Origin of the sequence: Pseudomonas sp. MWU13-2100 (assembly GCF_023242365.1) — a bacterium.
Taxonomy (GTDB): Bacteria; Pseudomonadota; Gammaproteobacteria; order Pseudomonadales; family Pseudomonadaceae; genus Aquipseudomonas.
This window is the reverse complement of sequence record NZ_JALLIX010000024.1, coordinates 62,904-75,567: the sequence shown is the minus strand read 5'-3', so window position 1 is coordinate 75,567 and position 12,664 is coordinate 62,904. Positions and strand designations below refer to the sequence as shown.

The following is a 12,664-nucleotide window of genomic DNA, read 5'->3' as shown; positions in this document are numbered from 1 at the left end:
TTCACTGCCATCATCGCGAGTCGACCTGCTCGAAAGGCCCCGGGCTATTGCGATACCTGTGCAGCCGGTCGGTCGCTGAGCACCGCATACTCGTCACCTTCCAGCGTAAAGCCCGCGACTTCGCGCATGCCCAGGCGTTCATGGGCCCGCAACGAGGCGCTGTTGTCCCGGCGTATGAAGAGAATCGCCTCGCGCCCCGGGCAATGCTGCTGAAGTTGCGCGTAGAGCCGAGGCAGAAGGCCCTGGCCCCTTTCCGTGCTGGCGATACAGGCAGGGCCGTACACGTAGGCATCGGGTGTGCCCGGCCATGCTTTCAGCATGGCCTTGATCGACGGTGGGGCGGGGTGCATGTCCTTGGCGGCGCTGAACAGCACGCCAACCACCCGGTCATCGCGGGAGGCGACTACCACGGGTGAGCCGCCAAGGGCCATTTGCCTGACCTTGTCGAGAGGGAACTCCCCGGTCAACGATCCGCCCTGGGAAGGGGCATTGGCCTGGAGCAGTTGGGCTATACCCTCGATGTCCGCGGCGGTAGCAAGGTTGATCCTGTACATGAGTAGTCTCCTGGAAGGAGGCGAACCTACTGCATGGATGGTGCCCGGACTTTCATATTACGCTCGGACTCTGAGCATTGCAGGCATGGCCATATTGCCCTCAGTTTCCGGGCGGCGTGGCCGACAGGTTCTGACCCACCGCCAGCCCGGCGCGAATCGCCGCCAGTGCGGCCTGGTAGTAGGCCTTGCCTTCCGGCGACTCGGCAAAGTTGCTGAACTCTTCCAGCTCCGGGTCGGACAGGCCGCGATAGACATAGAGCAAGGTGTTATCCAGGTCGTTGCCGATCTGTTCCATCAAGCGCTCGCGCTGGCCGTTCAACATACTTTGTGCCGCGCCGGCGCCCAGCAGGCCGGGGATCATCGAGCTCAGGCTGTCGGCTGCCACGCCGGCGATGGCCAGGCTGACTTCCGCCCCGGCCTCGCGCGCCGGCAGTGCCCGGCCCAGGTGGTTGATCAGCAGGCGGCGGGTGGCGCTGGCTTCGATATGCGGCAGGCCCTTGGCGTTCTTGGCCAATTGGTCGCGGCGGGTGGCGAGCAATTCGGCGGAGACGATCTTGCGCCCCAGCGGCGACTGGAAGAACGCCAGGGCCGGCTTCGGGTTGTCGAGGTTCTGGCGCAACTGGGCCTCCGCCCGCTGGTCCATGGCCTGGGGCGCGAAACGCTGGTTGCTGTTGTTCACCAGCGCGTCATAGACCGCCGGTGGCAGGCTGTTGCGGTACTTTTGCTGGGCGGCGCTCAGGGCATCGTTGAAATGCGCGCGTTGTTCCGGCCAACCGGCGACCCGATACAGCTGGTCGTGGTTGTCTGCCCAGGCGGGCAAGGTGCAGAACATCAACAGTGAAAAAAGCAAACGGCGCATAGGGACTCCTGTCTACAGCCGGCTATTGTCCCGGCGAGCGCGGTACTTGTCGAGAATTCCTGTAAGTCGTTCGGGGGGCTCTGTCGGATTTCCGGGCATCTGGATACTATGCGCGGCATGCACATTCCCTCTGATCATCCGCTGCTGTTACGTATCGTCGACGACCTGGCCGAGCGCGGCTGGTCGCAGCAGAACATCTTCCTGCCACAAGCGCTGACCGTCGCCCTGGCCACCGAGTGCCGCCAGCGCGCCGCCGAGGGCGAGCTGGCCCCGGCCGGGGTGGGGCGCGGGCCGGCCCAGGAAGTCCGCGAGGCGATTCGTGGCGATCATATCCAGTGGCTGGAGCCGGGCCAGACCGGGCCCTGCGATGAATACATGGGCTTGATGGAGAGCCTGCGTGAAGCTCTCAATCGTGGGTTGTTCCTGGGGCTCGAGGACTTCGAAAGCCATTTCGCGCTGTACCCGCCCGGGGCCTTTTACAAAAAACATGTGGACCGTTTTCGTGACGACGACCGACGGACGGTCTCGGCGGTGATCTACCTGAACGATGCCTGGTTGCCGGAGCACGGCGGCCAGCTGCGCATGTATCTGAAGGACGACGTGGAACATGACGTGGTTCCGACCGGCGGTTGCCTGGTGCTGTTCCTCTCGGGTGAGGTGCCCCATGAAGTCTTGCCGGCAACGCGTGAGCGCCTGTCACTGACCGGCTGGTTTCGTCGACGCGGCAGCGATCCGTTCCCGTGATGCAGAAGATCCTGGTCAGTCGCTGCCTGCTGGGGCATCTGGTTCGTTATGACGGCGGGGCCAGCGGGCCTTATGCGCAGCTGTCACAGTGGCAGGCCGAGGGGCGGGTGGTGCCATTGTGCCCGGAAGTGGCTGGCGGCTTGCCGACACCTCGGGCGGCGGCGGAAATTCCCGGCGGGCAGGGCGCGCAGGTTCTGGAAGGGCTGGCCCGGGTGATTACCAGCGACGGCGAAGATGTCAGCGAGGCCTTTCTCTCCGGCGCGCAGCAGGCGCTGGAGCTGGTGCGGCGGCATGACATCCGGATCGCGGTGCTCAAGGCCAACAGCCCGTCCTGTGGCAACCTGCAGACCTACGACGGCACCTTCAGCGGGGTGAAGGTGCGCGGCGAAGGGGTCACTGCGGCGCTGTTGAAGCAGGCTGGCGTGCAGGTGTTCAGTGAGTTGGAACTGTCTGAAGCACTCATCGCCCTGCAGTGCCTGGATAGACCGGCCCTGTAGGCGCAGAGCTTGCTCGCGAAGCTTCTAGCGATCTCAAGGCCCTCTTCGCGGCGGCGCGGCGATCCGGCAAGCCCTGCTCCTACAGGTTCCGCTTTGCTCCCAGGACCTGATTTGCGCATTCAATGCTCTGCCAGCTCACGGCTTCGGCGGCTGGGTTGCATCCATCCCGAACCACTTCTGCGAAAGCGCCGCCAGGCGTCCGTCCCCCCTCAGGCGCTGCAATGCCTTGTCGAGGCTGGCCTGGAACGCCGGATTGCCTTTCTGGAACGGAATCGCCAGGGTCACTGTCGGCGCCTCGGACGCATCCTGCGTGACCGGTAGCGAGTTATCGCGCATGGCAAACGGAATCTGCGTGGGCTGTGCCTCCTGGTGCACCAGCCATTGTGCGCTGGTGTAGCCATAAGGTTCGCTGAAGTCGTAACGTTTTCGCAGTTCCGCAGTCATAGCCATATGGTTGATGGCGACGTCGTATTTGCCTGTCTCGACGCCTTGCAGCAGATCGGCGGCGTCAGTGGGGACGAACGAGGCTTGCACGTCCAGTTCCCGGGCCAGTTGTTCGCCCAGTTCGACTTCGAAGCCGGTCAGGCGACCGTCTTCGGTAAAGCCGAAGGGGCGCATGTCGCCTTCCAGGGCAATGCGCAATTCGCCCCGGTCGTTGACGTCATCAATCAGTTCAGCCTGGACGAAAGGGCTGGCAAGGGGCAGTAAAAGTAATAGGCCAGGCAAAAAGCGCATGGTCGCTCCCGAGTTGGAATACAAATATGTACCGCGCCGTTCAGGCACGTTTTGCTATGTTGTTGAGGTCCTTGGACCACAAATCGCCACAAAGTTGTCATAACCGTACTGAAATGACGGAAAACTGGAGAAGTTAATGAAAACCTTAGTGTCTCGTGTTGCGTTGGCTACTGTTTTGCTGGGTTCTTCGATGTTGGCGGTTGCGGCTGATCTTCCGCGTATTGCGGCGCCCAAGGACGCCAAGGTCTTTATCGTTTCGCCGAAAAACGGCGCCACGGTCGACAAGACCTTCACGGTCAAGTTCGGCATGAAGGGCCTGGTGCTCAAGCCGGCCGGTGACGAAACGCCAGGCTCAGGTCACCATCACCTGCTGGTCGACCAGAAGGCCCTGCCGGACCCGGCCCTGCCGATCCCGGCGACCGACACCGTGATCCACTACGGCAAGGCCCAGACCGAAACCCAGCTGACCCTGACCCCGGGCAAGCACACCTTGCAACTGGTGGCGGGCGACAAGGGGCACATGCAGTTCAATCCGACCGTCGCCTCGAAAGTCATCACCGTCAACGTGAAGTAAATCCGCGACAGAAAAAAAGGGAGGCCCTTGCAGGCCTCCCTTTTTTCGTCCAGCGCCAGAGGCTTAGAACAACACGCGGGACCGGATGGTGCCGTTGATGTGTTGCAGTTTCTCTTGCGCCAGGTCCGAGTACTCGGCGTCGACGTCGATGACCACGTAACCGACTTTCTCGTTGGTCTGCAGGAACTGGCCGGAGATGTTAATGCCGTTTTCCGCGAAGACCTTGTTGATTTCGCTCATCACACCTGGGATGTTCTGGTGGATGTGCAGCAGACGGTGCTTGCCAGGGTGAGCCGGCAGGGCTACTTCAGGGAAGTTGACCGAGGACACCGAAGTACCGTTGTCGCTGTACTTGACCAGCTTCTCCGCCACTTCCAGGCCGATGTTGGCCTGGGCTTCGGCGGTCGAACCACCGATGTGCGGGGTCAGGATCACGTTGTCCAGGCCACGCAGCGGGCTTTCGAACTCTTCGTCGTTGGAGCGTGGCTCCACCGGGAAGACGTCAATGGCCGCGCCGATCAGGTGCTTGTCCTTGATCGCGTTCGCCAGGGCGTCCAGCTCGACCACGGTGCCGCGTGCGGCGTTGATCAGGATCCCGCCTTTCTTGATCGCACGGATTTCCTTCTCGCCGATCATCCACTGGGTTTCAGCGGTTTCCGGAACGTGCAGGGTGACGATATCGGACATGCCCAGCAGTTCGGTCAGGCTCGAGACCTGGGTGGCGTTGCCCAGCGGCAGCTTGGTCAGGGTGTCGTAGAAGAACACCTGCATGCCCAGGCCTTCGGCGAGGACTGACAATTGCGTACCGATCGAGCCGTAACCGACAATCCCCAGCTTCTTGCCACGGATTTCAAAGGAGTTGGCCGCGCTCTTGATCCAGCCACCGCGATGGCAGGAAGCGTTCTTCTCGGGAATGCCGCGCAGCAACAGGATCGCTTCGGCCAGCACCAGCTCGGCAACGGAACGGGTGTTGGAGTACGGCGCGTTGAACACGGCGATGCCGCGCTCGCGAGCCGCGTTGAGGTCGACCTGGTTGGTGCCGATGCAGAAACAACCGACCGCGACGAGCTTCTTCGCGTGCTCGAAGATTTCCTCGGTCAGTTGGGTGCGCGAGCGAATGCCGATGAAGTGTGCATCGGCGATCTTTTCCTTCAACTGGGCTTCTGGCAAGGAGCCAGTGAGGTACTCGATATTGACATACCCGGCGGCCTTGAGGACGTCGACGGCGGATTGGTGGACGCCTTCGAGGAGAAGGAACTTGATCTTGCTCTTATCGAGAGAAGTCTTGCTCATCTGCGTAAACCTGTGTCCCGGAGAAAAATGGCAGGGAAATGGACAGCTTGAGCTGACCGCGCGGCGTGATCGCCGGCACCGCAGATCGGCCTGATAGCACGCTTCTGCGGGGGGCGTATGCTAGCATATGCGACCCGCAAACACTCATTCTGCGACGTGAAGCGTCCTCAGGATGACCATGAATTGTTCGAGAGTTCTGTCGATGACCCATCCTGCCCTGATTGATGAGCTGAAGACCCTGGTTGAGCCTGGTAAGGTCCTGACCGATGCTGACTCCCTGAATGCTTACGGGAAGGATTGGACCAAGCATTTCGCCCCCGCGCCGACGGCCATCGTGTTCCCGAAGACCACCGAGCAGGTCCAGGCCATCGTGCGCTGGGCCAACCAGCACCAGGTCGCGCTGGTGCCATCGGGCGGGCGTACCGGGCTGTCCGCCGCGGCGGTGGCGGCCAACGGTGAAGTGGTGGTGTCCTTCGACTATATGAACCAGGTGCTGGACATCAACCTGACCGACCGTACCGCCGTCTGCCAGCCGGGCGTGGTCACCGAGCACTTGCAGAATGTGGCCGAGGAAAAGGGCCTGTACTACCCGGTGGACTTCGCCTCGGCCGGTTCCAGCCAGATTGGCGGCAATATCGGCACCAATGCCGGCGGGATCAAGGTGATTCGCTACGGCATGACCCGCAACTGGGTGGCCGGCATGAAGGTGGTGACCGGCAAGGGGGATGTGCTGGAACTGAACAAGGACCTGATCAAGAACGCCACCGGCTACGACCTGCGCCAGCTGTTCATTGGCGCCGAGGGCACCCTGGGGTTTGTGGTCGAGGCCACCATGCGCCTGGATCGCGCGCCGAAGAACCTGACCTGCATGGTCCTCGGCACCCCGGATTTCGACTCGATCATGCCGGTGCTGCATGCGTTCCAGGGCAAGCTGGACCTGACCGCTTTCGAATTCTTCTCCGACAAGGCCCTGGCCAAGGTCCTCGCTCGTGGCGACGTGCCAGCACCGTTCGAAACCGACTGCCCGTTCTACGCACTGCTGGAGTTCGAGGCGACCACTGAAGAAGTGGCCAACCATGCCCTGGAAACCTTCGAGCACTGTGTCGAGCAGGGCTGGGTGCTGGACGGCGTCATGAGCCAGAGCGAAACCCAGTTGCAGAACCTCTGGAAGCTGCGCGAGTACATCTCCGAGACCATTTCCCACTGGACGCCGTACAAAAACGACATTTCGGTCACCGTGTCGAAAGTGCCGGCGTTCCTCAAGGAAATCGATGCCATCGTCGGCGAATACTACCCGGACTTCGAAATTGTCTGGTTCGGTCACATCGGCGACGGCAACCTGCACCTGAACATCCTCAAGCCGGAAAACCTGAGCAAGGACGAATTCTTTGCCAAGTGCGCTACCGTCAACAAGTGGGTGTTCGAAACCGTCGAGAAGTACAACGGTTCGATCTCCGCCGAACACGGCGTGGGCATGACCAAGCGTGACTACCTGACCTACAGCCGTTCCCCGGTTGAAATTGAATACATGAAGGCGATCAAGGCGGTATTCGATCCGAACGGGATCATGAACCCGGGCAAGATCTTCGCGGTTTGAGCCTGAAGTCACTGATAACAAAGACCAGGAGTCGGTAATGAGCTATCAGCACCAGTATGTCGACGGTACCCGCATTCACTTTCCTCTCGGCAAGGTGGTGTGCATCGGCCGTAATTACGCCGAACACGCCAAGGAACTGGACAATCCGGTGCCGACCGAGCCGCTGTTGTTTATCAAGCCGGGCAGTTGCGTGGTGCCGATCGAGGGCGGTTTCAGTATTCCCGCGGACCGTGGTTCGGTGCATTACGAGGCCGAGATTGCGGTGTTGATCGGCAAGCCGTTGTCCAACAAGCCGAGTGTCGAAGAGGTGCTGGATGCCATTTCCGGATTTGCTCCGGCGTTGGACCTGACCCTGCGCGACAAGCAGTCCGAGCTCAAGAGCAAGGGCTTGCCCTGGGAAGTCGCCAAGTCGTTCGACGGTGCCTGCGTGCTGTCGCCGTTCGTGGTCGGCAGCAGTTTTCCGGACCTGACCAAGATCGGTATCCGCCTGACCATCAACGGCCAGGTTCGCCAGGACGGGATCAGCAGCGACATGCTCAATCCGATCGTGCCGATGATCCAGTACATGGCCGCGTGTTTCTCGTTGCAGGCCGGCGATGTGATCCTGACCGGTACGCCGGTGGGCGTCGGCCCGCTGAATGCCGGGGATGAACTGGTACTGGAATTGCCGGGCGCCAGCAGCTTCAGCAGCAGTGTCCGTTAATCACGGCGACTTTCTTCTGCAGGAACGACGCGGTCTTCTTCTGTGGGGGCTGGCTTGCCAGCGAAAGGCCGGCAAGCCTGGCGTTGCTCTCACCGACGCCATCGCCGGCAAGCCGGCTCCCACAGTAGGGTGTCAAGCCCGGCCACTGTAGGCGGCCGGGCCTGCATCAGGCCTTGAGGGTCTTCACGCCTTCGCTGGTGCCCAGCAGCAGCAGGTCCGCCGGGCGCGCCGCGAACAGGCCGTTGGTGACCACGCCGACAATCGCATTGATCTGGCTTTCCAGCTCCACCGGGTTGGTGATCCGCAGATTGTGCACATCCAGGATGATGTTGCCGTTATCGGTCAACACGCCTTCGCGGTAAACCGGATCGCCCCCCAGTTTCACCAACTGGCGCGCCACATGGCTGCGAGCCATCGGGATCACTTCGACCGGCAGCGGGAAAGCGCCGAGCACCGGAACCAGCTTGCTGCCGTCGGCGATGCAGATAAAGGTCTTGGCCACGGCCGCGACGATCTTCTCGCGGGTCAGGGCCGCGCCGCCGCCCTTGATCAGGTTCAGGTGTGCGTCGCTTTCGTCGGCGCCGTCGATGTAGAACTCCAGGTCGCTGACGGTGTTCAGTTCATAGACCGGAATCCCGTGGCCCTTGAGGCGCGCGGCGGTGGCTTCGGAGCTGGCGACCGCGCCGTCGAAGGCACCCTTGTGTTGTGCCAGGGCGTCGATAAAGCAGTTGGCGGTGGAGCCGGTGCCCACGCCGATGACGCTTTTGTCGTCGAGCTTGGGAAGGATGAAGTCGACAGCGGCTTGGGCCACGGCCTGTTTGAGTTGATCCTGGGTCATGCGGGCTCCGAAAGCGGGCAGGGGATGTGCGAAAGGCCGGCATTATAAGCGCCGGGGCGGGGAAGGTCATTGTCCGTTTGGCCGCAGGCCCGGGCAATAAACCTCAGCAACCCTGTGGTCGTTGCCGCAAGCGCTGGGTTAGACTCCTCGGTCCCTGTCCACACCCGCCAGCGATGCCTTCCGATGCTTGAACAGTACGTCAAGAAGATCCTCACCTCGCGCGTCTACGACGTTGCCGTGGAAACCCCGTTGCAGACCGCTCGCCAGCTCTCCGAGCGGCTGGGCAACCAGGTCTGGCTCAAGCGCGAAGACCTGCAGCCGGTGTTTTCCTTCAAGATTCGCGGTGCCTACAACAAGCTGACCCAGCTCAGCGACGTCGAGCGCGCCCGTGGCGTGGTCACGGCTTCGGCGGGCAACCATGCCCAGGGCCTGGCCCTGGCGGCCAAGGTGCTGGGGGTCAAGGCCACTATCGTGATGCCCAAGACCACACCGGAAATCAAGATCGAAGGCGTTCGCTCCCGAGGCGGCAAAGTGGTGTTGCATGGCGATTCCTTCGCCGAAGCCCTGGCCCATTCGCTGCGGCTGGTCGAGGAAAAAGGCTACGTCTACATCCACCCCTACGATGATCCGCACACCATTGCCGGGCAGGGCACCGTGGCAATGGAGATTCTGCGCCAGCATCCGGGGCCATTGGATGCGATCTTCGTTCCGGTCGGTGGCGGCGGCTTGATTTCCGGGATCGCGGCCTATGTGAAGTACCTGCGGCCGGAGATCAAGGTGATCGGCGTCGAGCCGGATGACTCCAACTGCCTGCAACAGGCCATGGCCGCCGGCGAGCGCGTGATATTGCCTTCCGTGGGGCTGTTCGCCGACGGCGTGGCCGTGGCGCAGATCGGCCAGCACACCTTCGATATCTGCAAGGACTACGTCGACGAGGTGATCACCGTCAGTACCGACGAGATCTGCGCCGCGATCAAGGATATCTACGACGATACCCGCTCGATCACCGAGCCGGCCGGCGCCCTGGGCGTGGCGGGGATCAAGAAGTACGTCGAGTCGCGCAAGATCACCGGGCAGACCCTGGTGGCCATCGACTCCGGCGCCAACGTCAACTTCGACCGCCTGCGTCATGTCGCCGAGCGTGCCGAGCTGGGCGAAGGGCGCGAAGCCATTATCGCGGTGACCATTCCGGAGCAGCCAGGCAGTTTCAAGGCGTTCTGCGAGGCCATCGGCAAGCGCCAGATCACCGAATTCAATTACCGTTATCACACCGGCCGCGAAGCGCATATTTTCGTCGGTGTGCAGACCCATCCAGATAGCGACCCGCGTAGTGTCCTGATCGATAGCCTGACCGCCCAGGGCTTCCCGGTGCTCGACCTGACCGACAATGAACTGGCCAAGCTGCATATCCGTCATATGGTCGGTGGCCATGCGGCCCATGTCAGCGACGAGATAGTGCTGCGCTTCGAGTTCCCGGAGCGTCCAGGGGCGTTGTTCAATTTCCTCAACAAGCTGGGCGGGCGCTGGAATATCTCGATGTTCCATTACCGCAACCATGGCGCCGCTGATGGCCGGGTGGTCGCGGGCCTGCAGGTGCCGGAGGACGAACGGCATCTGGTGCCGGCGGCCCTGGCGGAAATCGGCTACCCGTATTGGGATGAAAGCGATAACCCGGCGTATCGGTTGTTCCTCGGCTGAAGTGCGACGGATGGCTGCTAAGCTGGTGGACAGGCCCGGTTCCCGGGGGCGCTACAAAACCCTGTAAGAGCTGGCTTGCCAGCGATGAGGCCCGCAAGGGCGATGCAAGTCTCTGGGGTTCCATCGCCGGCAAGCCAGCGCCTACAAGGATTGTATTCGGCTCTGTTGCTTGATCGTTGCTCGAAAGTTGATCGTAAAACCAAGGAAACGATGAAATGGAAACGCTCACTGCCTTGAAACTGCTACACGCTGTGGCACCGGTGCTTTTGCTTGGTAGCGCGCTGGCGGTGACGATCAGGCTTTGGCGTGGACGCCGTGCTGGCGATGTGACCATCCAGAATCACACCTTGCAGCGCCCCTGGTTCTTCGTCTGGGCCCTGATGGCGCTATGCTTGGCCGTGCTGCCGGTCAGTGGCTGGTGGTTGGTACACCTGGTCGGTTGGCCGTTGGGCCAGACCTGGCTGCTGGGTTCGAGTGTGCTCTACACCCTGGGTACCTTGAGCTGGGTGTGGCTGGTGGTCCGTCTCAATCGCCTGCGCCGTGGGATAACGGCGCGGCATCCGGGGTTCACGCTGGCCCTGGCCATTTTCACGGCTGTCTGTTTTGTCGCCATTGCGGGCCTGATGGGCGCGAAACCGGTTTAAACCGTCAGGCCGGGGAGCTGCCATGAAGGTACTTCTGGTGGGGGGCACGGGTTTTGTCGGCCGCCATTTGCTGGCGGCGTTGAGTGCCACGGGTCACGAAGTGATCGCCACCAGCCGTGGGCAGCACATTCGCTCGTTGCCGGGTGTCGAATGGCAGGTGCTCGACCTGGATCGGTTGGCCGTGGATGCCAAGCATTTCATCCTGCCCCACGATATCGACCTGTTGATCAACGCCGCGGGGGTGTTGAGTGTCGATGAGCAGGCGCTGCGTCTGACCCAGGACCTGGGCACTCGAGCGCTGTTCGACCTCGCCGCGCGCCAGGGGGTGCGGGTGCTGCAGATCTCCGCGCTGGGTGCCGGCGAGCAGCCGGATGTGCCATTTCTGGCGAGCAAGGCGGCGGCGGACGATTACCTGATGGCGCTCGGCGTGCCGGCCGTGGTCCTGCGCCCCTCGTTGCTGGTAGGCCCTGGAGGGGCCAGCAGTGCCTGGCTGGCGCGCCTGTCGCCGTGGCCGCTGATCCCCCTGCTGGACCTGCAAGCCCGCCTGCAGCCGCTGCATATCGATGATCTGTCCGCTGCGGTGCTGGCTTTGTTGCGGCATTGGCCGGCGCATTCCCAGGTGTTGCCGCTGGTGGGGCCGCAAGTGCTGACCCTGGCCCAGGTGCTCGATCAGTTGCGTGCGGCCCAGGGGTGGGGCCCTGCGCGTTACGTGACGGCGCCGGGGAGCGTGTCGCGGGCCGGTGCCTGGCTGGGCGAGCGTCTGGGCTGGCGGGCCTTGAATCGCCAGAGCCTGCGCATGGCGCGACGCGACAATGTCGCCGACCCCGAGGTGCTGGCCGCGGTGTGTGGTTACCGGGTCGCGCCATTGTCAGCTCGCCTGCTGGACTGGCCGAACGCCGGCCAGAGTGCCCAATGGGCGCTGCGACCGTTGCTGTTGGCGGTGATGTTGTTGATCTGGCTGGGCACGGCGGCGGTTTGCCTGGGGCCCGGCTATGACTGGAGCCTGCGGATCATGGCCGAGTCCGGTGTGAGCGGGACGCCTGCGATGTTCGCGGTCTACGCCGGGTCGCTGTGCGACGGGCTGCTGGGTCTGGGGATGCTGTTCCGGCGCTCGCGCAAGTGGGCGTTCCGCGCGCAATTGCTGTTGATGGGGGTCTACACCCTGTTTATCAGCCTGGTGCTGCCGCACTACTGGTTTGACCCTTATGCCGCCGTCGCCAAGAATCTGGTGTTGATGGTGGCGACCCTATGGCTGCTTTGGACCGAACCGCGTCGATGAGTGCTTACCTGCTGCTGAAAACCCTGCATATCCTGTCTTCCACCATTCTCTTCGGTCTGGGTGCTGGTTCCGCCTATTACGCCTGGCGCGCCTGGCGCACGGGTAGCGTCGAGGTAATCGCGGTGACCTTCAAGCACCTGGTGTTCGCCGATTGGGCCTTTACCGCCACCACGGCGGTGTTCCAGCCCTTGAGCGGGCTGGGGCTGATGCGCCTGGCGGGCTGGCCGATCCAGCAAAGCTGGCTGATGTGGAGCTTGGGTCTGTTCGTATTAGCGGGGATCTGCTGGCTGCCGGTGGTCTGGCTGCAGATCCGGGTACACAGGATGGCCGAGCAGGCCTTGCGCGATGGCACGGCGATGCCGATGCGGGCCGAGACCTATATGCGCTGGTGGTTTGTCCTGGGTTGGCCGGCGTTTCTGTCTTTCATGGCGATTTTCTACCTGATGGTCGCCAAGCCGGCCTGATCCGGCACCGAGCCGCCTTCTTCGCGGGCAAGCTCCGCTCCCACATTTGGGCCTGAGTCGTACGTGCCTTCGGTGTACGGCACAAGCCTGTAGTAGCGTCTGATCCGGCACCGAGCCGCCTTCTTCGCGGGCAAGCTCCGCTCCCACATCGGGTCCTGAGTCGTACGCACTTTCTGTGCCCGTCA

The 12,664-nt window shown here is 62.5% G+C and carries 14 protein-coding genes; 9 read left to right on the top strand and 5 right to left on the bottom strand.

Annotated features, from left to right (window positions below; genetic code table 11):
- Positions 1–44 precede the first annotated feature (44 nt).
- Entirely contained in the window at positions 45–554 is a 510-nt protein-coding gene (locus M5B99_RS17735) for a GNAT family N-acetyltransferase (protein WP_248805251.1), read from the bottom strand.
- Positions 555–654: 100 nt separating this feature from the next.
- Complete coding sequence (locus M5B99_RS17730; RefSeq protein ID WP_248805250.1) at positions 655–1,413, bottom strand: DUF2059 domain-containing protein; 759 nt, start codon at positions 1,411–1,413, stop codon at positions 655–657.
- A 108-nt stretch (positions 1,414–1,521) separates the two neighbouring features.
- Between M5B99_RS17730 and M5B99_RS17725 the strand changes: the two genes are divergently transcribed.
- Positions 1,522–2,157 carry a 2OG-Fe(II) oxygenase gene (locus M5B99_RS17725; RefSeq protein ID WP_248795060.1) on the top strand — a complete coding sequence of 212 codons (636 nt, stop codon included), beginning with the start codon at positions 1,522–1,524 and terminating at the stop codon, positions 2,155–2,157.
- Positions 2,157–2,654: a DUF523 domain-containing protein gene (locus tag M5B99_RS17720; RefSeq protein WP_248805272.1), complete on the top strand. Its 498-nt coding sequence runs from the start codon at positions 2,157–2,159 to the stop codon at positions 2,652–2,654. Before M5B99_RS17725 ends, M5B99_RS17720 begins: the two co-directional genes overlap by 1 nt.
- Before the next feature lie 135 nt (positions 2,655–2,789).
- Here the strand turns inward: M5B99_RS17720 and M5B99_RS17715 are convergent, their stop codons facing one another.
- A complete protein-coding gene (locus M5B99_RS17715) occupies positions 2,790–3,389 on the bottom strand; it encodes a transporter substrate-binding domain-containing protein (protein WP_248805249.1) in 600 nt (199 codons plus the stop codon).
- 136 nt (positions 3,390–3,525) lie between these two features.
- On the opposite strand from M5B99_RS17715, the gene M5B99_RS17710 reads away from it, so the two are divergent.
- Complete coding sequence (locus M5B99_RS17710; RefSeq protein ID WP_248805248.1) at positions 3,526–3,963, top strand: DUF4399 domain-containing protein; 438 nt, start codon at positions 3,526–3,528, stop codon at positions 3,961–3,963.
- Between the two features lie 63 nt (positions 3,964–4,026).
- Here the strand turns inward: M5B99_RS17710 and serA are convergent, their stop codons facing one another.
- Entirely contained in the window at positions 4,027–5,256 is a 1,230-nt protein-coding gene (serA, locus tag M5B99_RS17705) for a phosphoglycerate dehydrogenase (protein WP_248805247.1), read from the bottom strand.
- A gap of 202 nt (positions 5,257–5,458) precedes the next feature.
- Here serA and M5B99_RS17700 point away from each other — a divergent pair, with 202 nt between their 5' ends.
- Positions 5,459–6,853: an FAD-binding oxidoreductase gene (locus tag M5B99_RS17700; RefSeq protein WP_248805246.1), complete on the top strand. Its 1,395-nt coding sequence runs from the start codon at positions 5,459–5,461 to the stop codon at positions 6,851–6,853.
- Between the two features lie 37 nt (positions 6,854–6,890).
- Positions 6,891–7,556, top strand: coding sequence for a fumarylacetoacetate hydrolase family protein (locus M5B99_RS17695; protein ID WP_248805245.1), 666 nt, complete (start codon positions 6,891–6,893; stop codon positions 7,554–7,556).
- Between the two features lie 166 nt (positions 7,557–7,722).
- Here the strand turns inward: M5B99_RS17695 and rpiA are convergent, their stop codons facing one another.
- Entirely contained in the window at positions 7,723–8,394 is a 672-nt protein-coding gene (gene rpiA / locus M5B99_RS17690) for a ribose-5-phosphate isomerase RpiA (RefSeq protein WP_248795064.1), read from the bottom strand.
- A gap of 183 nt (positions 8,395–8,577) precedes the next feature.
- Between rpiA and ilvA the strand changes: the two genes are divergently transcribed.
- From ilvA to M5B99_RS17670, 4 genes are all read left to right on the top strand, one after another.
- A complete protein-coding gene (gene ilvA / locus M5B99_RS17685) occupies positions 8,578–10,092 on the top strand; it encodes a threonine ammonia-lyase, biosynthetic (protein ID WP_248805244.1) in 1,515 nt (504 codons plus the stop codon).
- A 215-nt stretch (positions 10,093–10,307) separates the two neighbouring features.
- A complete protein-coding gene (locus M5B99_RS17680; protein WP_248805243.1) occupies positions 10,308–10,736 on the top strand; it encodes a DUF2269 family protein in 429 nt (142 codons plus the stop codon).
- 22 nt (positions 10,737–10,758) lie between these two features.
- Positions 10,759–12,015 carry an SDR family oxidoreductase gene (locus M5B99_RS17675; protein ID WP_248805242.1) on the top strand — a complete coding sequence of 419 codons (1,257 nt, stop codon included), beginning with the start codon at positions 10,759–10,761 and terminating at the stop codon, positions 12,013–12,015.
- Positions 12,012–12,479, top strand: a complete 468-nt coding sequence (locus M5B99_RS17670) for a DUF2269 family protein (RefSeq protein ID WP_248805241.1) — start codon at positions 12,012–12,014, stop codon at positions 12,477–12,479. Before M5B99_RS17675 ends, M5B99_RS17670 begins: the two co-directional genes overlap by 4 nt.
- The last annotated feature ends 185 nt before the right edge of the window (positions 12,480–12,664 follow it).